The sequence below is a fragment of the Streptomyces sp. NPDC085460 genome, assembly GCF_044541975.1.
GTDB lineage: Bacteria > Actinomycetota > Actinomycetes > Streptomycetales > Streptomycetaceae > Streptomyces.
Map to the genome: position 1 here is coordinate 386565 of NZ_JBITTO010000006.1, position 22123 is coordinate 408687.

The 22123-nt window shown below is 73.0% G+C and carries 22 protein-coding genes; 17 read left to right on the top strand and 5 right to left on the bottom strand.

Translation table 11 applies throughout. The features are described from left to right. Positions 1 to 98: 98 nt before the first annotated feature. The 3 genes from ACIGHB_RS18115 to ACIGHB_RS18125 all read left to right on the top strand — a co-directional run bounded on the left by ACIGHB_RS18115 (position 99) and on the right by ACIGHB_RS18125 (position 3074). Positions 99 to 851 (top strand): lysophospholipid acyltransferase family protein, encoded by a 753-nt coding sequence (locus tag ACIGHB_RS18115; protein WP_360314528.1) that lies wholly within the window; start codon positions 99 to 101, stop codon positions 849 to 851. Continuing rightward, positions 848 to 1849 (top strand): NAD(P)H-dependent glycerol-3-phosphate dehydrogenase, encoded by a 1002-nt coding sequence (locus ACIGHB_RS18120; RefSeq protein ID WP_360314526.1) that lies wholly within the window; start codon positions 848 to 850, stop codon positions 1847 to 1849. The genes ACIGHB_RS18115 and ACIGHB_RS18120 overlap by 4 nt, the downstream gene beginning before the upstream one ends. Before the next feature lie 85 nt (positions 1850 to 1934). After that, positions 1935 to 3074, top strand: a complete 1140-nt coding sequence (locus ACIGHB_RS18125; RefSeq protein WP_399914153.1) for a D-alanine--D-alanine ligase family protein — start codon at positions 1935 to 1937, stop codon at positions 3072 to 3074. A 19-nt stretch (positions 3075 to 3093) separates the two neighbouring features. On the opposite strand, the gene ACIGHB_RS18130 is transcribed toward ACIGHB_RS18125, so the two are convergent. Both ACIGHB_RS18130 and ACIGHB_RS18135 read right to left on the bottom strand, forming a co-directional pair. Further along, positions 3094 to 3579 (bottom strand): DUF3515 domain-containing protein, encoded by a 486-nt coding sequence (locus tag ACIGHB_RS18130; protein ID WP_399914347.1) that lies wholly within the window; start codon positions 3577 to 3579, stop codon positions 3094 to 3096. 23 nt (positions 3580 to 3602) lie between these two features. Next, positions 3603 to 3836, bottom strand: coding sequence for an Lrp/AsnC ligand binding domain-containing protein (locus ACIGHB_RS18135; protein ID WP_169086459.1), 234 nt, complete (start codon positions 3834 to 3836; stop codon positions 3603 to 3605). A gap of 233 nt (positions 3837 to 4069) precedes the next feature. On the opposite strand from ACIGHB_RS18135, the gene ACIGHB_RS18140 reads away from it, so the two are divergent. Continuing rightward, a complete protein-coding gene (locus tag ACIGHB_RS18140) occupies positions 4070 to 5032 on the top strand; it encodes a thiamine-phosphate kinase (RefSeq protein ID WP_360314522.1) in 963 nt (320 codons plus the stop codon). Continuing rightward, complete coding sequence (gene thiD, locus ACIGHB_RS18145) at positions 5029 to 5847, top strand: bifunctional hydroxymethylpyrimidine kinase/phosphomethylpyrimidine kinase (protein ID WP_360314520.1); 819 nt, start codon at positions 5029 to 5031, stop codon at positions 5845 to 5847. The genes ACIGHB_RS18140 and thiD overlap by 4 nt, the downstream gene beginning before the upstream one ends. A gap of 175 nt (positions 5848 to 6022) precedes the next feature. Here the strand turns inward: thiD and rpmB are convergent, their stop codons facing one another. Then, positions 6023 to 6208 (bottom strand): 50S ribosomal protein L28, encoded by a 186-nt coding sequence (gene rpmB / locus ACIGHB_RS18150; protein WP_003957616.1) that lies wholly within the window; start codon positions 6206 to 6208, stop codon positions 6023 to 6025. 231 nt (positions 6209 to 6439) lie between these two features. On the opposite strand from rpmB, the gene ACIGHB_RS18155 reads away from it, so the two are divergent. The 9 genes from ACIGHB_RS18155 to mutM all read left to right on the top strand — a co-directional run bounded on the left by ACIGHB_RS18155 (position 6440) and on the right by mutM (position 15584). Beyond that, complete coding sequence (locus ACIGHB_RS18155; protein WP_399914158.1) at positions 6440 to 8131, top strand: DAK2 domain-containing protein; 1692 nt, start codon at positions 6440 to 6442, stop codon at positions 8129 to 8131. 61 nt (positions 8132 to 8192) lie between these two features. Beyond that, positions 8193 to 10397 carry an ATP-dependent DNA helicase RecG gene (recG, locus tag ACIGHB_RS18160; protein WP_399914162.1) on the top strand — a complete coding sequence of 735 codons (2205 nt, stop codon included), beginning with the start codon at positions 8193 to 8195 and terminating at the stop codon, positions 10395 to 10397. Positions 10398 to 10465: 68 nt separating this feature from the next. Beyond that, positions 10466 to 11047, top strand: coding sequence for a 16S rRNA (guanine(966)-N(2))-methyltransferase RsmD (gene rsmD / locus ACIGHB_RS18165; RefSeq protein WP_360314514.1), 582 nt, complete (start codon positions 10466 to 10468; stop codon positions 11045 to 11047). Between the two features lie 26 nt (positions 11048 to 11073). Then, the gene (gene coaD / locus ACIGHB_RS18170; protein WP_360314548.1) at positions 11074 to 11553 is read left to right on the top strand and encodes a pantetheine-phosphate adenylyltransferase; all 480 of its coding nucleotides are present in this window, start codon (positions 11074 to 11076) and stop codon (positions 11551 to 11553) included. A gap of 110 nt (positions 11554 to 11663) precedes the next feature. After that, entirely contained in the window at positions 11664 to 12704 is a 1041-nt protein-coding gene (locus ACIGHB_RS18175; RefSeq protein WP_399914165.1) for an ATP synthase F0 subunit B, read from the top strand. Positions 12705 to 12860: 156 nt separating this feature from the next. Next, entirely contained in the window at positions 12861 to 13499 is a 639-nt protein-coding gene (locus ACIGHB_RS18180; RefSeq protein WP_360314546.1) for a DUF177 domain-containing protein, read from the top strand. 2 nt (positions 13500 to 13501) lie between these two features. Continuing rightward, positions 13502 to 13675: a 50S ribosomal protein L32 gene (gene rpmF, locus ACIGHB_RS18185; protein ID WP_043229344.1), complete on the top strand. Its 174-nt coding sequence runs from the start codon at positions 13502 to 13504 to the stop codon at positions 13673 to 13675. Between the two features lie 20 nt (positions 13676 to 13695). Then, positions 13696 to 14517: a ribonuclease III gene (gene rnc / locus ACIGHB_RS18190; protein ID WP_399914169.1), complete on the top strand. Its 822-nt coding sequence runs from the start codon at positions 13696 to 13698 to the stop codon at positions 14515 to 14517. Between the two features lie 173 nt (positions 14518 to 14690). Next, positions 14691 to 15584 carry a bifunctional DNA-formamidopyrimidine glycosylase/DNA-(apurinic or apyrimidinic site) lyase gene (mutM, locus tag ACIGHB_RS18195; RefSeq protein ID WP_399914172.1) on the top strand — a complete coding sequence of 298 codons (894 nt, stop codon included), beginning with the start codon at positions 14691 to 14693 and terminating at the stop codon, positions 15582 to 15584. Here the strand turns inward: mutM and ACIGHB_RS18200 are convergent. Beyond that, complete coding sequence (locus tag ACIGHB_RS18200; protein ID WP_360314506.1) at positions 15574 to 15957, bottom strand: helix-turn-helix domain-containing protein; 384 nt, start codon at positions 15955 to 15957, stop codon at positions 15574 to 15576. The genes mutM and ACIGHB_RS18200 overlap by 11 nt on opposite strands. Positions 15958 to 16020: 63 nt before the next feature. Then, on the bottom strand, positions 16021 to 17058 hold the full coding sequence (locus tag ACIGHB_RS18205) for a CAP domain-containing protein (RefSeq protein ID WP_399914175.1): 1038 nt from the start codon (positions 17056 to 17058) through the stop codon (positions 16021 to 16023). A 226-nt stretch (positions 17059 to 17284) separates the two neighbouring features. Between ACIGHB_RS18205 and ACIGHB_RS18210 the strand changes: the two genes are divergently transcribed. From ACIGHB_RS18210 to smc, 3 genes are all read left to right on the top strand, one after another. Beyond that, positions 17285 to 17566 (top strand): acylphosphatase, encoded by a 282-nt coding sequence (locus ACIGHB_RS18210; RefSeq protein WP_399914178.1) that lies wholly within the window; start codon positions 17285 to 17287, stop codon positions 17564 to 17566. Between the two features lie 419 nt (positions 17567 to 17985). Then, positions 17986 to 18201 carry a hypothetical protein gene (locus tag ACIGHB_RS18215; RefSeq protein WP_169086434.1) on the top strand — a complete coding sequence of 72 codons (216 nt, stop codon included), beginning with the start codon at positions 17986 to 17988 and terminating at the stop codon, positions 18199 to 18201. Between the two features lie 178 nt (positions 18202 to 18379). After that, positions 18380 to 21931, top strand: coding sequence for a chromosome segregation protein SMC (gene smc, locus ACIGHB_RS18220; protein ID WP_399914181.1), 3552 nt, complete (start codon positions 18380 to 18382; stop codon positions 21929 to 21931). Positions 21932 to 22123: the final 192 nt, after the last annotated feature.

Consider the following 22123-nt stretch of genomic DNA (forward strand, 5'->3'; position numbering starts at 1 on the left):
CGACAGAGCAGGACCGCGGGGCGACACTTGCCCCCCCTGCCGGCAAGACCGAGCACGACCCAGCAAGTCCCCGTACGTCCCGGAGAAAGGTGCCCCGAGTGCCCCGCCGCAGAATCGGCTTCTGGTACCGCCTCGCGGCGGTCATCGCCAAACCCCCCCTGGTGGTTCTGTTCAAGCGGGACTGGCGCGGCACGGAGCACATCCCGGCCGAGGGCGGCTTCATCACGGCGGTGAACCACAACTCGTACCTGGACCCGCTCTCCTACGCGCACTACCAGTACAACACCGGCCGGGTGCCCCGCTTCCTCGCCAAGGCCGGCCTCTTCAAGGCCGGATTCGTCGGCACCATGCTCCGCAACACCGGCCAGATCCCCGTCTACCGCGAGACCGCGAACGCCCTGGACGCCTTCCGCGCCGCCGTGGACGCCATCGAACGCGGCGAGTGCGTCGCCTTCTACCCCGAGGGCACCCTCACCCGCGACCCCGACATGTGGCCCATGCCCGGCAAGACCGGCGCCGCCCGCGTCGCGCTGCTCACCAAGGCGCCCGTCATCCCGGTGGCCCAGTGGGGCGCCAACCTGGCGATGCCGCCGTACGCCAAGCAGGACAAGTTCAGCCTCTTCCCGCGCAAGACGCTGATCGTGCAGGCCGGCCCGCCCGTCGACCTCTCCCGCTTCGACGGCCTGGAGCCCACCCCCGAGGTGCTGCGCGAGGCCACCGAGACGATCATGGCCGCCATCACCGCGCTCCTGGAGGAGGTCCGCGGCGAACAGGCCCCCGCCGAGCCGTACGACCCCCGCCGCGCCCGTCTGGAGCAGCGCCGCAAGGCCGCCGAGGGAGGCACCAAGTGACCAAGGCCGCCGTCTTCGGCAACGGGTCCTGGGGCACCGCCTTCGCCATGGTGATGGCCGACGCGGGCTGCGAGGTGAGCCTCTGGGGCCGCCGCCCCGCGCTCGCCGAGACCATCAACACCACCCGTACCAACCCGGACTACCTGCCCGGCGTCGAACTCCCCAAGGGCATCACGGCCACCGCCGACGCCGCCGAGGCCACCGAGGGAGCCGACTTCGCCGTCCTCGTCGTCCCCTCGCAGACACTGCGCGAGAACCTCGCCGCCTGGGCGCCGAAGCTGGGCCCCGGCACGGTGCTCGTCTCCCTCATGAAGGGCATCGAACTCGGCACGGCCAAGCGGATGAGCGAGGTCATCACCGAGGTGGCCGGCGTCCCCGCCGAGCGCGTGGCCGTCCTCACCGGCCCCAACCTGGCCCGTGAGATCGCGGCCCGGCAGCCCGCCGCCGCCGTCGCCGCCTGCGTCGACGAGTCGGTCGCCCAGCGGCTCCAGGCCGCCTGCATGACCCCGTACTTCCGCCCGTACACCAACACCGACGTCGTCGGCTGCGAACTCGGCGGCGCGGTGAAGAACGTCATCGGCCTCGCCGTCGGCATCGCCAACGGCATGGGCCTCGGCGACAACTCCAAGGCCACGCTCATCACCCGCGGCCTCGCCGAGACCACCCGCCTCGGCCTCGCCATGGGCGCCGACCCGCTCACCTTCTCCGGCCTCGCGGGCCTCGGCGACCTCGTCGCCACCTGTTCCTCGCCGCTGTCCCGGAACAACACCTTCGGCACCAACCTGGGCCGCGGGATGACCCTCCAGGAGGCCGTCGCGGCCACCAAGCAGACCGCCGAGGGCGTCAAGTCCTGCGAGTCGGTGCTCGATCTGGCCCGCCGGCACGGCGTCGACATGCCGATCACCGAGACCGTCGTCTCCATCGTCCACGACGGCAAGCCGCCCACGGTCGCGCTCAAGGAGCTGATGTCGCGCAGCGCCAAGCCCGAGCGCCGCTGAGCCCGCCGGGCCGCTGCGCCGGACGCGGGAGGCCGCCAGCGGGGCGCTCAGGAGTTCGGACACCGCAAGGTACGCTCATCGCGATATGAGCGAGAACACCCAGAGCCCCCGCAAGCCGCGCGTGGCCGTCGTCTTCGGCGGACGCAGCTCCGAGCACGCCATCTCCGTCGTCACCGCCGGCGCCGTCCTCAAGGCGATCGACCGGACCAAGTACGACGTGCTTCCCATCGGCATCACCCGGGAGGGGCGCTGGGCGCTGATCGCCGACGCCCCTGAGCGGATGGCGATCGCCGAGCGCGCCCTGCCGGACGTCGAGCAGCTCACCGAGTCGGAGACCGGCGGAGTGGTCCTCCCGGTCGACCCGGCCAGCCGCGAGGTCGTCCTGCACGAGCCCGGCTCCCTGCCGCAGGCCCTCGGCGAGGTCGACGTCGTCTTCCCCATGCTGCACGGCCCGTACGGCGAGGACGGCACCCTCCAGGGCCTCCTCGAGCTCTCCGGCATCCCCTACGTCGGCGCGGGCGTCCTCGCCTCCGCCGTCGGCCAGGACAAGGAGTACATGAAGCGGGTCTTCGTCTCCTACGGGCTGCCCGTCGGCCCGTACGAGGTGATCCGGCCGCGCGAGTGGGACCGCAACCCGGCCGAGGCCCGCAAGAAGATCGTCGAGTTCGCCGCCGACCACGGCTGGCCGCTCTTCGTGAAGCCGGCCCGCGGCGGCTCCTCCGTCGGCATCACCAAGGTCGACGACCTCTCCGGCCTGGACGAGGCCGTCGAGGAGGCCCGCCGCCACGACCCGAAGATCATCGTCGAGGCGCTGGTCCGCGGCCGCGAGATCGAGTGCGGCGTCCTGGAGTTCGAGGAAGGCCCGCGCGCCAGCGTGCCCGCCGAGATCCCGCCCGTCACCGACCACGACTTCTACGACTTCGAGGCGAAGTACATCGACTCCGCCTCCGGCCTGGTCCCCGCCCCGATCGGCGCCGAGGCCACCGCCGAGGTCCAGCGCCTGGCCGTCGCCGCCTACGACGCGGTCTCCTGCGAGGGCCTGGTCCGCGCCGACTTCTTCCTCACCGAGGACGGCGACTTCGTCATCAACGAGATCAACACCATGCCCGGCTTCACCCCGATCTCCATGTACCCGCGCATGTGGCAGGAGAGCGGCGTGAGCTACCCCGAGCTGGTCGACCGGCTGATCCAGGCCGCGCTGACCCGCTCCACGGGCCTGCGCTGACGCCCGGATCCCTGGAGCCCTAGCGGCACTCGGGCTCCAGGGCGCAGGGCACCGCGCGCTCCACCGGGGCGGCCAGATCCACCAGCGGCCCGATGTCGTGCGCGTACCCCTCGTCCAGCGTCACCTCGACGTACGTCTCCCGGTACACCGAGGTGAACCGGGGTCCGCCCCTCCCGGGCTGCTCCAGCATCCAGCGCACGCCCTCGGCGGAGACGCCCTGCGCCTGCGGATCGCTCATCTTTTCGGGCCGGGGGACCCCGCAGCGCAGTACGATCGCTCCGTCACCCCACCCCGCGGTCAGCTCGGAGTCGGGGGACGGATCGCTCCGCTCCCGCCCCGCCACGGTGTCCGGGAGCTCCCGCGCCAGCGCACGGCAGAGCGCCGCCTCCGCCGGGGGCGGCGTCGGCACCGGCACGGACGCCCGGGCGCCGGCGGAGCAGCCGGTGACGGCCAGCAGCAGGACGGCGGTCGCGGCGGGCAGGCCGAAGGGCCGGTGGGAAGACATCACCGGCCAAGGGTAGACGGGGGCTACAGATGGACGACCGGGCAGGTCAGGGTGCGCGTGATGCCGTCCACTTGCTGGACCTTCGCGACCACCATGCGGCCGAGTTCGTCGACCGTGTCGGCCTGCGCCCGCACGATCACGTCGTACGGACCGGTCACGTCCTCTGCCTGGATCACCCCCGGGATCTTGGAGATGGTGTCGGCGACGAGCGACGCCTTACCCACCTCGGTCTGAATCAGGATGTACGCCTGTACCACGGAACCTCCAGGGCGGCCACGAGGATCTTGTGGGAGAAAGAGACGCCACGGTACCGCGTCCCCGGAAGCCGCGGGGAGACCCGCGCCTTCCGGGGCGCCCGGAGTGTGGCGTACACAGGACGGAAGTTGACGGTCAACTTGACGGTACCCAGCACGGTGACGGCCCGCGACCCGCGGCGTGAGCGGACGCTCCGCCGACCGCCGGCCGGCATGACGACACGAGGTGAGACGCGGTGAAGGGCACAGTCGGAGAACTGGGCGAGTTCGGGCTCATCAGAGAGCTCACGTCCCGGCTCACCTCCACCCCGGCGGTACGGATCGGGCCAGGCGACGACGCCGCCGTGGTCTCCGCCCCGGACCGGCGCGTGGTGGCCAGCACGGACATCCTGCTCGAAGGACGGCACTTCCGCCGCGACTGGTCGACGGCGTACGACGTCGGACGCAAGGCCGCCGCGCAGAACCTCGCCGACATCGCCGCCATGGGCGCGGTCCCCACCGCGCTCCTCCTCGGCCTCGTCGTCCCCGCCGAACTCCCCGTCACCTGGCCCACCGAATTGATGGACGGGCTGCGCGACGAATGTCAGGTCGCGGGCGCGGCGGTGGTCGGCGGCGACGTCGTCCGCGGCGACACGATCATGGTCTCCATCACCGCCCTCGGCGACCTCCGCAACCACGACCCGGTCACCCGGGGCGGCGCGAAGCCCGGCGACGTCGTCGCCTACACCGGCTGGCTCGGCTGGTCCGCCGCCGGCTACGCGGTCCTCTCCCGCGGCTTCCGCTCCCCGCGCGCCTTCGTCGAGGCCCACCGCCGCCCCGAGCCGCCGTACCACGCCGGTCCGGCCGCCGCCGGGCTCGGCGCCACCGCCATGTGCGACGTCAGCGACGGCCTCATCGCCGACCTCGGCCACATCGCCGAGGCCAGCAACGTCCGCATCGACCTGCGCTCCGGGCTCATCGACATCCCCAGCCAGATGCACGACATCGGCCAGGCCGTCGGCGTCGACCCGCGCCAGTGGGTGCTCACCGGGGGAGAGGACCACGCCATCGTGGCCACCTTCCCGCCCGACGTGAAGCTGCCCGCCCGCTGGAAGGTCATCGGAGAGGTCATCGCCCCCTCCGCCCTGCCCCAGGTGACCGTCGACGGCGCCCCCTGGCACAGCACCGGCGGCTGGGACCACTTCGGGGAGACCGAGTGAGCCCCGCCCCGCCGCTCGTCCTCACCGTCGCCGGATCCGACTCCGGCGGCGGCGCCGGCATCCAGGCCGACCTCAAGACCATGCTCGCCCTCGGCGTCCACGGCATGAGCGTCCTCACCGCCGTCACCGCCCAGAACTCGCGGGGCGTCCAGGGCGTCTGGGAGCTTCCCGAGGAGGCCGTCCGCGCCCAGTACCGTGCCGTCGTCGACGACATCGGCGTCCACGCCGTCAAGACCGGCATGCTCGCCACCGCCCCGCTCGTCGAGACCGTCGCCGAGCTCCTCGCGGGGACCCCCGGCGTGCCCGTGGTCGTCGACCCGGTCGGCGTCTCCAAGCACGGCGATCCGCTGCTCGCGGCGTCCGCCCTGGAGTCCGTACGGAAGCGACTGCTCCCGACCGCGACCGTCGCCACCCCCAACCTCGACGAGGTGACCCAGCTCACGGGGATCGTCGTCGAGGACGAGGACGGGATGCGCCGCGCCGCCGAAGCGATCCTCGGCTTCGGACCCCGGTGGGCGCTCATCAAGGGCGGCCACCTGCCCGGCGACGCCGCCGAGGTCGTGGACCTCCTCACCGACGGCACCGAGGAGCACCTGCTGTACGCCCCCCGGTACGACAACCGGCACACCCACGGCACCGGCTGCACGCTCGCCTCGGCCGTCGCCTCGGGTCTCGCCAAGGGGCTGCCCGTGCCCCGGGCCGTCCGGGAGGCCAAGGCGTACGTGACCGGGGCCCTCGCGGCGGGCTTCGCCCTGGGACAGGGCATCGGGCCCGTCGACCACGGGTGGGCGTCCAGGGACCGAGTCCAGAACTGAAGGGAGCGGGGCCCCGCCGGGGCCCCGCTTCCCCGTCAGGGCAGGAGACCTGCCCGGAGGCGCGGCCGTCCGGGCATGGCACAAGGCCGTCCGGGCATGGCAAAAGGCCGGTTCACCTAGGTGAACCGGCCTTTCAAGGCAACCGCAGGGGCTGCGCTACGACAGAACGTCGCGATTAGCGCGAGACCTTGCCGGCCTTGATGCACGAGGTGCAGACGTTGAGCCGCTTCGGCGTCCGACCGACCACGGCACGCACACGCTGGATGTTCGGGTTCCAGCGACGAGACGTACGGCGGTGCGAGTGCGAAATGTTGTTGCCGAAGCCCGGCCCCTTGCCGCAGACGTCGCAGTTGGCAGCCACGGGTCACTCCAAAGACTTCAGATTTACAGTGAGATCCGGCGCACCGGAATCAGGAGTCTGAAGTGGCTTGCCGGGAATGTCCCGGCGAGTGCCGGGCAACCGAAGCAGCATACAACGACTGCTCCCGTGGAACGAAACTACCACGGTCGGGGCCGACCCCGTCCCGGCCCCCCGGTCCGGGAAGCCCCGGTCTACCCTGCGGTGAGCTTCACCGCCGAAGGAGGACCCCCGTTGTCGCGAGCCCCGCAGCCCTTCGACCACACCGTCCGGAGTGACGAGCGTCTCGTCCTCGACGCCGGGACGGTACGGGCCTGGAGCGCGCGGACGGCCGAGGCGCTCGGACGGGAGCGGGCCGCCCTCGACGCCATCAACGTCTTCCCGGTCGCCGACGGGGACACCGGCACCAACCTCTGCCTGACCGCCGACGCCGCCCACCGGGCCGTCGAGGCCGTCTTCACCGCCCCCGGGGCCTCCGGGGACTCCGCCCCCGACACCACCGACGCCGTCCGCGCCATGGCCCACGGAGCGCTCCTCGGCGCCCGCGGCAACTCCGGAACCATCCTCTCCCAGCTGCTCCGCGGCATGGCCGGGGTGCTCGCCGACGGCGCCGACGGCGACCACCTCGCCCGCGCCCTCGCCGTCGCCTCCGCCTCCGCCCGCGCGGCCGTCGCCCACCCCGAGGAGGGCACCATCCTCACCGTCGCCGCCGCCGCCGCGGCGAGCTGCGCGGACGGCGGCGCCCTCCCGGACGTCGCCAGAAGGGCCTACGACGGGGCCAGGACGGCCCTGGAGGCCACCCCCGGCCAGCTGGCCGTGCTCGGCCGCGCGGGGGTCGTGGACGCCGGCGGGCAGGGCCTGGTGGCCGTGCTCGGCGCGCTGGTGGAGACGGTGACCGGCCGGGCGCCGGAACCGCCGCCCGCCTCCCCGGGCGTACGGGGCGTCCCGGCCGGTACGGGGGAGACCTGCGGGCCCGGCGCCCAGGGCCCCGGCCACGAGGTGCTCTACCTCCTGGAGGCCGGCGACGACGCCGTCGAACTCCTCAGGGCCCGGCTCGACGCCCTGGGCGACTCCCTCGTCGTCGTCGGCGGCGACGGCCTCTGGAACGTCCACGTCCACACCGACGACCCCGGCGCCGCCGTCGAGGCCGGGATCGAGGCCGGCCGCCCCCACCGCATCCGCATCACCCACTTCGCGAGCACCACCGCCGCGCCCGCCCCCGGCCCCCCGGCCGAGGACCCGGCCCACGCGCGCGGGGAACGCGCCGCCCGCGCCGTCGTCGCCGTCCTCCCCGGCGAAGGACTCGCCGGACTCTGCGCCGAGGCCGGCGCCACCACCGTCCAGGCCCGGCCCGGCGAACCACCCGCCGGCGACGAACTCCTCGCCGCCGTCCGCAGCGCCCACGCGCGCGAGGTGGTCCTCCTGCCCAACGACACCGACCTGCGGGCCGCCGCGGCGACCGCCGCCGAACGCGCCCGCGCCGAGGGCATCCGCGTCGCCCTCATCCCCACCCGCGCCGCCGTCCAGGGCATCGCCGCCCTGGCCGTCCACGAACCCGGGCGCAGCTTCGACGAGGACGTCGTCGCCATGACCGCCGCCGCCGGCGCCACCCGCTACGCCGAACTCGCCGTCGCCGAACGCCAGTCCTTCACCTCCGCCGGCGTCTGCCAGGCCGGCGACGTCCTCGGCCTGATCGAGGGCGACGTCGCCGTCATCGGCCAGGACCTCACCGACACCGCCCGCACGGTCCTCGACCGCATGCTCCAGGCCGGCGGCGAACTCGTCACCCTGGTCGTCGCCGACGGCACCCCGCCCGGCCTCGCCGACACCCTCGAAGCCCACGTCCGCCGCGGCTACCTGGCCGTCGACACCGTCACGTACCACGCCGGCGAGGGCGCCCCGCCGCTCCTCATCGGGGTGGAGTAGCGGGCCCGTACCGGCAGGTTGTCCACAGGCATCGCCCCGACTGTCCGTCCCGTGGTGTGCAATGGAACACGTGCCCGCGCTCGACGAACCCCTCAAGAAGTCCCTCGGCCCCGCGACCGCCAAGGTCATGGCCGAGGCCCTCGACCTGCACACGGTCGGCGACCTGCTCCACCACTACCCCCGGCGGTACGCGGAGCGGGGCGAGCTGACCACCCTCTCCGACCTGCCGCTCGACGAGCACGTCACGGTCGTCGCCCAGGTCGCCGACGCCCGCGTGCACACCTTCAACGGCGCCAAGGGCCGCGGCCAGCGCCTGGAGGTGACCATCACCGACGGATACGGCCGGCTCCAGCTGGTCTTCTTCGGCAAGGGCGTCCACAAGCCGCACCACGACCTGGCCCCCGGCACCCGCGCGATGTTCTCCGGCAAGGTCTCGCTCTTCAACCGGCGCCTCCAGCTCGCCCACCCCGCCTACGAACTCCTCCGCGGCGACGGCGACGGCGACGTGGCCGTCGACGCCTGGGCCGGCGCCCTCATCCCGATCTACCCGGCCACCACCAAACTGGAGTCCTGGAAGATCGCCAAGGCCGTCGACGCCGTCCTGCCGAGCGCCGCCGACGCCGTCGACCCGCTCCCCGGAGCCCTCCGCGAGGGCCGCGGCCTCGCCGAACTCCCCGACGCCCTCCGCCTGGTCCACCGCCCCCGCACCAAGGCCGACGTCGCCGCCGCCCGCGAACGGCTCAAGTGGGACGAGGCGTTCGTCCTCCAGGTGGCCCTCGCCCGTCGCCGCCACGCCGACACCCAGCTCCCCGCCGTCCCCCGCCGCCCCGCCGCCGACGGACTCCTCACCGCCTTCGACGCCAGGCTCCCCTTCACCCTCACCGACGGCCAGCTCAAGGTCTCCCGGGAGATCTTCGACGACCTCGCCACCGACCACCCCATGCACCGCCTCCTCCAGGGCGAGGTCGGCAGCGGCAAGACGATGGTCGCCCTGCGCGCCATGCTCGCCGTCGTCGACGCCGGGGGACAGGCCGCGATGCTCGCCCCCACCGAGGTCCTCGCCCAGCAGCACCACCGGTCGGTCACCGAGATGATGGGCGAGCTCGCCGAGGGGGGAATGCTCGGCGGGGCCGAGCGCGCCACCAAGGTGGTGCTGCTCACCGGCTCCATGGGAGCCGCCGCGCGCCGGCAGGCCCTGCTCGACCTGGTGACCGGCGAGGCGGGGATCGTCATCGGGACGCACGCGCTGATCGAGGACAAGGTCAAGTTCCACGACCTGGGCCTGGTCGTCGTCGACGAGCAGCACCGGTTCGGCGTCGAGCAGCGCGACGCGCTCCGTGGCAAGGGCAAACAGCCCCCGCACCTGCTGGTCATGACCGCCACCCCGATCCCCAGGACCGTCGCCATGACCGTCTTCGGCGACCTGGAGACCTCCGTCCTCGACCAGCTCCCCGCCGGACGCTCCCCGATCGCCAGCCACGTCGTCCCCGCCGCCGACAAGCCGCACTTCCTCGCCCGCGCCTGGGAGCGGGTCCGCGAGGAGGTGGAAGGCGGCCATCAGGCGTACGTGGTCTGCCCCCGCATCGGCGACGAGGAGGACCAGAAGAAGGCCGCCAAGCGCAAGCCCTCCGCCGAGGACGAGGCGGAGAAGCGGCCCCCGCTCGCCGTCCTCGACGTGGCGGAGAAGCTCGGCGCCGGCCCCCTGGCCGGGCTGCGGATCGCCGTCCTGCACGGGCGCATGCACCCCGACGACAAGGACGACGTCATGCGCCGCTTCGCCGCCGGCGAGCTCGACGTCCTCGTCGCCACCACCGTCATCGAGGTCGGCGTCAACGTCCCCAACGCCACCGCCATGGTCATCATGGACGCCGACCGCTTCGGCGTCTCCCAGCTCCACCAGCTCCGCGGCCGGGTCGGCCGGGGCTCCGCACCCGGCCTCTGCCTCCTCGTCACCGAGATGCCCGAGGCGAGCCCCGCCCGGCAGCGGCTCGGCGCCGTCGCCGCCACCCTCGACGGCTTCGAGCTCTCCCGCATCGACCTCGAACAGCGCCGCGAGGGCGACGTCCTCGGCCAGGCCCAGTCCGGCGTCCGCTCCTCCCTCCGGGTCCTCGCCGTCATCGACGACGAGGAGGTCATCTCCGCCGCCCGCGAGGAGGCCACCGCCCTGGTCCTCGCCGACCCGGAGCTCGACGCCCACCCGGGCCTGCGCACCGCCCTGGACGCCCTGCTGAGCGAGGAGCGGGAGGAGTACCTGGAGAAGGGCTGACCGCGCCCCCGGCCCGTACGGCCATATCCTGGGACGTACGCACTGGACGACGCAGGACGAGGACACCGATGACCCGCGTGATCGCCGGCACCGCCGGCGGACGGCGCCTGGCCGTGCCCCCGGGCAACGGCACCCGCCCCACCTCCGACCGGGCGCGTGAGGGCCTCTTCTCCACCTGGGAGGCGCTCCACGGCATCGAGGGCACCCGGGTCGCCGACCTGTACGCCGGCTCCGGCGCCGTCGGCCTGGAGGCGCTCTCCCGGGGCGCCGCCCACGCCCTGCTCGTCGAGGCCGACGCCCGCGCCGCCCGCACCGTCCGCGAGAACGTGCGCGCGCTCGGTCTGCCCGGCGCCGAGGCCAGGACCGGGAGGGCCGAGCAGATCGTCACAGGACCGGCCCCGGCCGAACCGTACGACCTGGTCTTCCTCGACCCGCCCTACGCCGTCGCCGACGAGGAGCTGCGCGAGATCCTCCTCACACTGCGCTCGGGGGGCTGGCTGAGCGAGGATGCCGTCGTCACCGTGGAGCGCAGCACCCGAGGCGGCGCCTTCGGCTGGCCGGACGGCTTCGCACCACTGCGGTCCCGTCGCTACGGCGAGGGAACGTTTTGGTACGGTCGCGCCGCCTCTACGTGCGAAGACGCACGATGACCGGACCGGAGAGCGAGGGAACCAGGTTGCGCCGCGCCGTCTGCCCGGGGTCGTTCGACCCCATCACCAACGGACATCTCGACATCATCGCCCGCGCCTCCAAGCTGTACGACGTCGTACACGTCGCGGTGATGATCAACCAGTCCAAGAAGGGCCTGTTCGAGGTCGAGGAGCGGATAGAGCTGATCCGCGAGGTCACCGCCGACTTCGGCAACGTCGAGGTGGAGTCCTTCCACGGCCTGCTCGTCGACTTCTGCAAGCAGCGCGACATCCCCGCCATCGTCAAGGGGCTGCGGGCGGTCAGCGACTTCGACTACGAGCTCCAGATGGCCCAGATGAACAACGGCCTGTCGGGCGTCGAGACGCTGTTCGTGCCCACCAACCCGACGTACAGCTTCCTGTCGTCCTCCCTGGTCAAGGAGGTCGCGGCCTGGGGCGGCGACGTCTCCCACCTGGTGCCCCCCGCGGTTCTCGGCCGGCTGACCGAGCGGCTCCGGCAGAAGTGACGCGCGGCCACCGCCGCTGACGCTCCGTCACCTGGTGTCGGACGGGCCACGACTGCCCTTACAGTCGTCCCGTCCGTCTCCATCCAGCTGTAGAGAGTGGCGAGCACCCGGTGGACGTGCAGAAGAAGCTCGACGAGATCGTCGCGACCGTACAAGGCGCCCGCTCGATGCCCATGTCGGCCTCCTGCGTGGTCAACCGCGCCGATCTCCTCGCCCTCCTCGACGAGGTGCGGGACGCCCTGCCGAACTCGCTCGCCCAGGCCCAGGAGCTGATCGGCGGGCGGGAGCAGATGGTCGAGCAGGCCCGCCAGGAGGCCGAGCGGATCATCGAGGCCGCCCACGCCGAGCGCGGCACGATCGTCTCCGACACCCAGATCGCCCGGCAGTCCCAGGAGGAGGCCGACCGGATCCTCTCCGAGGCCCGCCGCGAGGCCGAGGAGATCCGCGCCGAGGCCGACGAGTACGTCGACTCCAAGCTCGCCAACTTCGAGGTCGTCCTCAACAAGACCATCGGCTCCGTCGACCGCGGCCGCGAGAAGCTCCTCGGCCGCGGCCCCGGTCTGGACGAGCACGGTTACGCCGACGAGGACGCCCCCGAGTACAGCGCCGACCCGCAGACCCTGATCTCCCGCGCCGACGAGTACGTCGACGCCAAGCTGGGCGCCTTCGAGGCGGTCCTCTCCAAGACCCTGGAGGCCGTCGGCCGGGGCCGCCAGAAGCTACACGGGCGGATCGCCACCGACGCCCTCGGCGAGCACATGGCCGCCCACGAGGGCCTCGGCTCCTCCGTGCACACCAGCGACGCCGACTACCTCGCCGGTCTCGCCGAGCTGGCCGACCCGCAGCCGGCCGCCCCCGCGCCGCCCGCGCCCGCCCCCGTCGCCGCGCAGATCCCGGCCCAGCAGCCGGACCCGTACGGCTACCAGCAGCAGCCCCAGCAGACGGACCCGTACGGCTACCCGCAGCAGGACCCCTACGCGTACCAGCAGCCCCAGCAGGTGGACCCCTACGGCTACCAGCAGCAGGACCCGTACGGGTACCAGCAGCAGCCCCAGGTCCAGCAGCAGCCGGCCGCCCTCGACGAGACCAGCTTCTTCGACACCAGCATGATCGACCTGGAGCAGCTGCGCCGGTACGAGCAGGGGCACTAGGCGGGTCCGCCCGCCGGCGGAAGGGCCGGATTGGGCCCTGGGCGAAGCGTCCAGTATCCTGGTCCTTCGGTCGCGTGTAGGTCCGCGATCCATGCTGCCCGCAAGCGGCAGCCCCCTGAGACTTGCGACGCGAACGATCCGAAAGCGGGAAGAACCCTGAGCACGCGCCTCGACCACCGCAACCCCCTCGTGTTCGACACACACGAGCTGGGGCGGCGTCCCGGTGCCCTCCAGCGGATCTCCCGCACGGTCGACGCGCCCGCCGACCTCGGCGTCGCGGGGGTCATCGGAGTGCCCGAGGGCGCTCCGGTCGAGATCGAGCTCCGACTCGAGTCGGTCATGGAAGGGGTGCTTGTCACAGGCACCGCCCGTGCATCGGCCGAGGGGGAGTGCGTAAGGTGTCTGGAGCCCGTCGAGTTCGATCTCGACGCGGACTTCCAGGAGATGTTCTCGTACCCCGAATCCGACGACCGGGGCCGCGCCAAGGCGGCCACGGACGACGAGGACGATGAAGACGAGAGCATGACCCCCCTCGAGGACGGCATGTTCGACCTCGAACCCGTGCTGCGTGACGCGGTGGTACTCGCGCTGCCCATGCAGCCGGTGTGCCGGGATGACTGTGCGGGTCTGTGTTCCGATTGCGGAATCAACCTGAACGACCATCCGGACCACCACCACGACGCCACCGACATCCGTTGGGCGGCACTGCAGGAACTCGCCGGTTCGCTGGGAGCCGACGAGAAGGACAACATGAGCGACGCCGCTACCGGTGTCGACGAGAAGCAGGAGAAGTAGCCGTGGCTGTTCCGAAGCGGAAGATGTCGCGCAGCAACACGCGCCACCGCCGGTCGCAGTGGAAGGCTGCGGTCCCCACCCTGGTTTCGTGTGAGCGTTGCCAGGAGCCGAAGCTGCAGCACATCGCGTGCCCGAGCTGCGGCACCTACAACAAGCGCCAGGTCCTCGCGGTCTGAGCGGGCTGGTGAGGGGCACGATGTCTGACAACATCAACAGCGCCTCGTCCCACACGCTTCTGGAAGGGCGGCTCGGGTATCACCTCGAGTCCGCCCTTCTGGTGCGTGCGCTGACCCACCGCTCGTACGCGTACGAGAACGGCGGTCTGCCCACCAACGAGCGGCTGGAGTTCCTGGGGGACTCCGTGCTCGGCCTGGTGGTCACCGACACCCTCTACCGCACCCACCCCGATCTGCCCGAGGGCCAGCTGGCCAAGCTCCGGGCCGCGGTGGTCAACTCGCGTGCGCTGGCGGACGTCGGGCGTGGTCTCGACCTGGGCTCCTTCATCCGGCTCGGCCGGGGCGAAGAGGGCACGGGCGGCCGGGACAAGGCATCCATCCTCGCCGACACCCTGGAAGCGGTGATCGGCGCGGTCTATCTCGACCAGGGCCTCGAAGCGGCGTCCGAGCTGGTGCACCGGCTCTTCGACCCGCTGATCGAGAAGTCCTCCAACCTCGGTGCCGGCCTGGACTGGAAGACCAGCCTCCAGGAACTCACCGCGGCCGAGGGTCTCGGCGTGCCGGAGTACCTCGTCTCCGAGGAGGGCCCCGACCACGAGAAGACCTTCACTGCTGCCGCCCGCGTCGGTGGTGTCTCGTACGGCACCGGCACCGGCCGCAGCAAGAAGGAGGCGGAGCAGCAGGCCGCCGAGTCCGCGTGGCGCGCGATCCGCGCGGCCGCGGACGAGCGCGCGGCGGCGGCCAAGGCCGCGGCCGACGCCGGCGAGACCGGTGATTCCGGCGCCGCCGGGCTCCCCGGTGAGCAGGACCGGAAGGACGGGGCCGCACCGGCCACCGCCTGACCGTTCCCCGCGCCATCGCACGCGTCCTTCGTCTCCCTCAGCGGAGTCTCCCCGCCCGCCCCCGCCAGGGGCGGGCGGAGCCGTTTCCGGGGGCGCCCGGGCGCGTCCGGGCCTGGAGGTAGGCTGCGAGGACCAGCACCACCCCCACCCCGTACCCCCTCCGGAGGAGTCCCGTGCCCGAGCTGCCCGAGGTCGAGGTCGTCCGGCGGGGACTGGAGCGCTGGGTCGCCGGCCGGACCGTGGCCGGCGTCGAGGTGCTCCACCCCAGGGCGGTCCGGCGTCACCTCGCGGGCGGCGCCGACTTCGCGGCACGGCTGACCGGGCAGCGCTTCGAGCCGGCCCTGCGCCGGGGCAAGTACCTGTGGCTGCCGCTCGCCGGCACCGGCACCTCGGTCCTCGGCCACCTCGGGATGAGCGGACAGCTCCTCGTGCAGCCGGAGTCGGCCCCGGACGAGAAGCACCTGCGCATCCGGATCCGCTTCGCGCCGTCCGACGGCGACTCCCTCACGGGCGCCGCCGGCACCGAGCTCCGCTTCGTCGACCAGCGCACCTTCGGCGGGCTCTCGCTGCACGAGCACGCCCCCGACAGCGCCGAGGGGCTGCCGGACGTCATCGGGCACATCGCCCGCGACCCGCTCGACCCCGCCTTCGACGACGCCGCCTTCCACGCCGCGCTCAGGCTGCGCCGGACGACGATCAAGCGGGCGCTCCTCGACCAGTCGCTGATCAGCGGCGTCGGCAACATCTACGCCGACGAGGCGCTGTGGCGGGCGAAGCTGCACTACGACCGGCCGACCGCCACCCTCACGCGCCCCCGCTCGAAGGAGCTCCTCGGCCACGTCCGCGACGTGATGAACGCGGCGCTCGCCGCCGGCGGCACCAGCTTCGACAGCCTCTACGTGAACGTGAACGGCGAGTCCGGCTACTTCGACCGCTCGCTCGACGCGTACGGGCGGGAGGACGAGCCCTGCCGCCGCTGCGGCACGCCGATGCGCCGCCGTGCCTGGATGAACCGTTCCAGCTACTTCTGCCCGCGCTGCCAGCGCCCGCCGCGCGTCAGCCCGTGACGGCGGCGCGCTCGGAGTCGTACGCCTCCCGGGCCGCGACGACCTCCGGCATCCGGCCCTCCACCAGCGCGATCAGCCCGACGAGCCGCTCGGCGATGTCCCGCCCGAGCGGGGTGAGCCGGTAGTCGACCCGGGGCGGATTGACCGGCTGCGCCTCCCGGTGCACGAGGCCGTCGCGCTCCAGCGCGTGCAGGGTCTGCGCCAGCATCTTCTCGCTGACGCCGTCGACCCGGCGCCGCAGCTCGTTGAAGCGGAAGGACCCCTCGTGCAGGGCCCCGAGGGTGAGGCTGCCCCAGCGCCCCGTGACGTGCTCCAGGGTCACCCGCGAGGCACACCCCCGCGCGAACACATCGAAGGCGAGATCGTCGGTCATGCTCTTCACCGTACGCGGGCCGGCCACTCACCACCAGACCGCGCTTTCGAAAAGTCAGTGCCGTCAGCGGCCGAAGTCCTGCGTCCACCAGGGGCCGCCGTCGGCGAAGTGGACGCCGACGCCGAGGGTGGTGAGGTCGCAGTTCAGGATGTTGGCGCGGTGCCCGTCGCTGTTCATCCAGGAGACCATGGCGGCGGTCGCGTCGACCTGACCGCGGGCGATGTTCTCGGCGCCGAGGTTCGTGATGCCGGCGGCCTGGGCCCGGTCCCAGGGGGTGGCGCCGTCCGGGTCGGTGTGGTCGAAGAAGCCGCGGTTCGCCATGTCGGCGCTGAGGTTCCCGGCGAGACGGGCGAGGGAGTCCGAGGGCTGGACGGGGACGCAGCCGACCTTGGCGCGCTCGACGTTCACCAGGCGCAGCACCTCGGCCTCGGCCGCGTCCGCGCGGTCGGCGGTGGAACCGGCCGCCGCCGTCGTCTCCTCGGCCGGGGCCTCCGTGGTGGGGGAGGGCTTCGGAGCGGCGGCCTTCGTGGTGGCCGGGACCTTCGACGGCTCGGGCTCGGGCTTCGGCTTCGCCTTCGGTTTCGCCGGGGTGGTCGCGGGCGCCGGGGCGGCGGCCCGCGTCTTCGACGGCTTGGGCTCGGGCGAGGGGGTCGCGGTCTTGGCGGCCTTCGCGGTCTTCGTCGGGGTGGGCTTGGCCTTGGGGGAGGAGGGGGTCGGGGACTTCTTCCTCTCCGGCGTGCCCTTGCCCGCTTCCTTGCTCTTGCCCGTGCCCGTGCCCGTGCCCGTGGCCTTGCCCGCGCCGGTGGACGGGGACGCCGGGGTACGGCTCCCCCCGCCCTGCGTGGTCAGCTCGGGGGTCTGCCGGGTCTCCGCGGCGGCCGGGCGGGCGCTGCCCACACTGCCGGCGGTGACGGTCTCCCCGCCGGGCAGGAGGCCGGATGCGACCGCGGCGGCGCCGACGGCGACCGCCGCCGAGGCGCCGATCAGTCCGTTGCGGACGGGGTGGCGGCGCTTGCGGCGCGTACCCCCGTGACCGCGGTCGGTGCCGGTCGCGTAGTCTGCCTCGGCGGGCGCGGCGCCGGAGCGACGGTGGCGTCCCATCTGCCCTGCCTCCCTGAGCTGGCTCTGTGCTGGATCGACGTACTGGATCGATGCGCTGGATCTTTGCGGCCTTTGCTTTCGGTACGGGTCGGTGCGGAGCGTGACGCTGCGTACGGACGGCCGAAAGGTGTGCACCCGTGCGGGTGAGGCGCATTCCGTCGGACTGTACGCCATGGGAAGCCGCCGCGACGTGCCGTTCGGGCAATCCGCCCGCTAGCGTGCAGCCATGAGCGACGATGTACGGATGACCGCCTGGGTGCGTGGGCGAGTACAGGGAGTGGGCTTCCGCTGGTTCACCAGGGCAAACGCGCTGGAGATCGGCGGCCTCAAGGGCTTCGCCCTGAACCTCGACGACGGCCGGGTCCAGGTGGTCGCGGAGGGCCCGAGTGACAATTGCCACCGTCTCCTCGACTGGCTGCGGTCCGAGGACACGCCCGGCCGCGTGGACGGAGTCACCGAGATATGGGACACCCCCCGCGGCGGTTACGACGGCTTCGCCATCCGCTGATCCCCGCCCGCCCGTACCCGCGTCGGCCCCCTCGGCCCGCCCTCGCCGAGGGCCGGGCGGGGGCCGGTGTTTCGCGCGTATGAACGGGCGTGAACAGGGAAACCGCCTGGTGGTTGCCAAGATTCGACACTCGTGCAAGGCTTCCCGGGTAAGGATGATCGCCACGCCCCGGCGCAACGGGTCGAGAGGCGCCGCCGCCTGCGACGCGGCCGCGAACTCCCCGTCCGCGCCACCGATCGGGGCGTGATCGTGTTGACCGTCAAACTTTTTGGTGAGACTCTGGAAGCCCCGCGCACCTTAGCTGTGTGGCAGTAGCACACCGGCACGACTCAGGTACTGCCGAGCACCGCGGGTGCGAATCCATCCCTCACGACCCACACCGCAATCGGTCGGTCACTCAGTGTGGAGGACCACTCATCATGGCAAAGGCGCTTCTCGGTTACGTCGGCGGCTCCGACCCGCGACTCCTCGCCGAGATGCGACGGCTTCAGCAGCGCGTCCAGGACCTGGAATCCGAGCTCGTTCGGATCCAGACCGAGAACGACGCGCTCAACGCTGCCGCCGCTCAGCAGGGCGAGTCGCTGCTCGACCGCATCGACCTCGACGTACCCCAGGCGGAGCCTGCGCTCACCTGACACCCAACCCCGACAAGCTCCGACGGGCTCAGGTGGGAACAGCTGAATAGGCAAGGGGCGCTCCGGCGTCCCTTCTTTTCTTGGCCCCCTCGACTCCCCCGCGTCACACCCTCGTCACCCGAGGGTCTGCCCTGCGCGATCACGGGCGAAACGCGACACCCCGGGTAGAGTCCCGGGGGTGCACCTCAAGGCCCTGACGCTCCGCGGATTCAAGTCGTTCGCCTCCGCCACCACGCTGAGGTTCGAACCCGGAATCACCTGCGTCGTCGGCCCCAACGGCTCCGGCAAGTCCAATGTCGTGGACGCGCTCTCCTGGGTCATGGGCGAGCAGGGAGCCAAGTCGCTGCGCGGCGGCAAGATGGAGGACGTCATCTTCGCCGGCACCACCGGGCGCCCGCCGCTCGGCCGCGCCGAGGTCTCGCTCACCATCGACAACTCCGACGGCGCCCTGCCGATCGACTACGCCGAGGTGACGATCACCCGGATCATGTTCCGGGGCGGCAGCAGCGAGTACCAGATCAACGGCGACACCTGCCGGCTGCTCGACATCCAGGACCTCCTCTCCGACTCCGGCATCGGCCGCGAGATGCACGTCATCGTCGGCCAGGGACAGCTCGACTCCGTGCTGCACGCCGACCCGATGGGCCGGCGCGCCTTCATCGAGGAGGCCGCCGGCGTCCTCAAGCACCGCAAGCGCAAGGAGAAGGCGCTGCGGAAGCTCGACGCGATGCAGGCCAACCTCGCGCGCGTGCAGGACCTCACCGACGAACTGCGCCGCCAGCTCAAGCCGCTCGGCCGGCAGGCCGCCGTCGCCCGCCGCGCCGTCGTCATCCAGGCCGACCTCCGCGACGCCCGCCTCCGCCTCCTCGCCGACGACCTCGTCCGCCTCCAGAACGCCCTGAACGCGGAACTCGCCGACGAGGCCGCCCTGCTGGCCCGCAAGGAGACCACCGAGGAGGCACTGCGCATCGCCCTCGCCCACGAGTCCGCGCTGGAGGCCGAGGTCCGCGCCCTCGCCCCCCGCCTGGAGCGCGCGCAGCAGAGCTGGTACGCCCTCTCCCAGCTCGCCGAACGCGTCCGCGGCACGATCTCCCTCGCCGACGCGCGCGTGAAGAGCGCCACCGACGCCCCCGCCGAGGAGCGCCGGGGCCGCGACCCCGAGGACCTGGAGCGCGAGGCCGCCCGGGTCCGCGAGCAGGAGGCCGAGCTGGAGGCCGCCCTGGAGGCCGCCGAGCGGGCCCTGGAGGACACCGTCGAGCACCGGGCCGAACTGGAACGGGCCCTCGCCGCCGAGGAGCGCCGCCTCAAGGACGCCGCCCGTGCCCTCGCCGACCGTCGCGAGGGCCTGGCCCGGCTGCACGGCCAGGTCAACGCCGCCCGCTCCCGCGCCGCCTCCGCCCAGGCCGAGATCGACCGGCTGGCCGCCGCCCGCGACGAGGCCGCCGACCGCGCCGTCGCCGCCCAGGAGGAGTACGAGCGGCTCAGGGCCGAGGTCGACGACCTCGACGCCGAGGACACCGCGCACGCCGAACGGCACGAGGAGGCCCGCCGCGCCCTCGCCGACGCGGAGACCGCGCTGAGCGCCGCCCGCGAGGCGGCCGCGACCGCCGAGAGCCGCCGGGCCGCCACCCGCGCCCGGCACGACACCCTCGCGCTCGGCCTGCGCCGCAAGGACGGCACCGGCGCCCTGCTCGCCGCCGGCCTCACCGGGATCCTCGGCCCCGCCGCCGGACTCCTCACCGTCACCCCCGGGTACGAGGTCCCCGTCGCCGCCGCGCTCGGCGCCGCCGCCGACGCCCTCGCGGCCGACGGACCCGGCGCCGCCGCCGAGGCCCTCCGCCTGCTCCGCAAACAGGACGCGGGCCGCGCCACCCTCCTCCTCGCGTCCGACCCCGAGCCCGGGGCGGCCCCCCGCCCGCTGCCCGCCGGCACGCGGCCCGCCGCCGCGCTCGTCTCCGGTCCGCCCGGCCTCCTCGGCTCCGTCCGCCGGCTCCTCGACGGCATCGTCGTCGTCGACGGCCTCGACGAGGCCCGCGACCTCGTCCGCGCCCACCCCGCCCTCACCGCCGTCACCGCCGAGGGCGACCTGCTCGGCGCCCACTGGGCCCAGGGCGGCTCCGCCGGCGCCCCCAGCCTCCTGGAGGTCCAGGCCCAGGTCGACGAGGCCGCCGCCGAGCTCGCCGAACTGGCCGTCCGCTGCGAGGAGTCGGCCCGCGCCAAGGAGGAGGCCGCCGAGCGCCGCCGGGCCGGCGCGGCGCGGGTCGAGGAGCTCGACGCGCTGCGGCGTACCGCCGAGAAGGAGAAGGCGTCCGTCGCCCAGGCCCTCGGACGGCTCGCCGGCCAGGCCAGGGGAGCGGCCGGCGAGGCCGAGCGGACCGCCGCCGCCGTCGCCCGCGCCCAGGAAGCCCTGGAACGCGCGCGTGCCGAGGCCGAGGAACTCGCCGAGCGGCTGCTCGTCGCCGAGGAGGCTCCGGCCGAGGAGGAGCCCGACACCGCCGTCCGCGACCGGCTCGCCATCGACGGCTCCAACGCCCGCCAGACCGAGATGGAGGCCCGCCTCCAGGTCCGCACCCACGAGGAGCGGGTCAAGGGCCTGGCCGGCCGGGCCGACTCCCTCGACCGGGCCGCCCGCGCCGAACGGGACGCACGCGCGCGTGCGGAGCAGCGCAGGGCCAGACTCCGCCACGAGGCCGGGGTCGCGGGTGCGGTCGCCGCCGGAGCCCGTACCCTCCTCGCCCACGCCGAGGTCTCGCTGGAGCGGGCCGAGCGCGAGCGAGCCGCGGCGGCCGCCGCCCGCGCCGACCGCGAACAGGGCCTCGGCACCGCCCGCGCCCGCGGCCGGGAACTCAAGGCCGAGCTGGACAAGCTCACCGACTCCGTCCACCGCGGCGAGGTCCTGGGCGCGGAGAAGCGGCTGCGGATCGAGCAGCTGGAGGCGAGGGCCCTGGAGGAGTTCGGGGTCGAGACCGGCGCGCTCACCGCCGAGTACGGCCCCGACCAGCCGGTGCCGCCGTCGCCGCCCGCCGAGGGGGAGACCCTCCCCGACGACCCTTCCGACCCGCGCAACCAGCCCCGGCCGTTCATCCGTTCGGAGCAGGAGAAGCGGCTGAAGGCAGCCGAGCGCGCCTTCCAGCAGCTCGGCAAGGTCAACCCGCTGGCCCTGGAGGAGTTCGCGGCCCTGGAGGACCGGCACCGCTTCCTCTCCGAGCAGCTGGAGGACCTGAAGAAGACCCGCGCCGACCTGCTTCAGGTCGTGAAGGAGGTCGACCAGCGGGTCGAGCAGGTCTTCACGGAGGCGTACCGGGACACCGCCCGCGAGTTCGAGGGCGTCTTCTCCCGTCTCTTCCCGGGCGGCGAGGGCCGGCTGGTGCTCACCGACCCGGACAACATGCTCACCACCGGCGTCGAGGTCGAGGCCCGCCCGCCGGGCAAGAAGGTCAAGCGCCTCTCGCTGCTCTCCGGCGGTGAGCGCTCGCTGACCGCCGTGGCCCTGCTGGTCTCGATCTTCAAGGCCAGGCCGAGCCCCTTCTACGTCATGGACGAGGTCGAGGCGGCGCTGGACGACACCAACCTCCAGCGGCTGATCCGGATCATGCGGGAGCTCCAGGAGTCCTCGCAGCTCATCGTGATCACCCACCAGAAGCGGACGATGGAGGTCGCGGACGCGCTGTACGGGGTGTCGATGCAGGGCGACGGCGTCTCGAAGGTCATCAGCCAGAGACTCCGCTGATCCCGCCTGCCCTCGATTCTCGGCTTCACTCCTTCAAGCAATGAACATTAGAGCGCTCATTGCTGGGTAAGCGAGGGATGACCCTGCCTCTTGACTTCAAAACTTGAACGCATAGTCTCTGCAACGTTGCTTTTACCTTCACGTGGTGGGCGGCGCGGACCTGTGCGCCACTGGAAGCCACTGGAAGGGCTG

Excerpts from the sequence above, each read along its gene's own strand:
- ACIGHB_RS18125 (WP_399914153.1), top strand. The coding sequence starts at position 1,935 with ATGAGCGAGAACACCCAGAGCCCCCGCAAGCCGCGCGTGGCCGTCGTC.
- ACIGHB_RS18200 (WP_360314506.1), bottom strand. The coding sequence starts at position 15,957 with ATGACCGACGATCTCGCCTTCGATGTGTTCGCGCGGGGGTGTGCCTCG.
- ACIGHB_RS18130 (WP_399914347.1), bottom strand. The coding sequence starts at position 3,579 with ATGTCTTCCCACCGGCCCTTCGGCCTGCCCGCCGCGACCGCCGTCCTG.
- rnc (WP_399914169.1), top strand. The coding sequence starts at position 13,696 with ATGTCTGACAACATCAACAGCGCCTCGTCCCACACGCTTCTGGAAGGG.
- rsmD (WP_360314514.1), top strand. The coding sequence starts at position 10,466 with ATGACCCGCGTGATCGCCGGCACCGCCGGCGGACGGCGCCTGGCCGTG.
- ACIGHB_RS18205 (WP_399914175.1), bottom strand. The coding sequence starts at position 17,058 with ATGGGACGCCACCGTCGCTCCGGCGCCGCGCCCGCCGAGGCAGACTAC.
- ACIGHB_RS18210 (WP_399914178.1), top strand. The coding sequence starts at position 17,285 with ATGAGCGACGATGTACGGATGACCGCCTGGGTGCGTGGGCGAGTACAG.
- recG (WP_399914162.1), top strand. The coding sequence starts at position 8,193 with ATGGAACACGTGCCCGCGCTCGACGAACCCCTCAAGAAGTCCCTCGGC.
- ACIGHB_RS18215 (WP_169086434.1), top strand. The coding sequence starts at position 17,986 with ATGGCAAAGGCGCTTCTCGGTTACGTCGGCGGCTCCGACCCGCGACTC.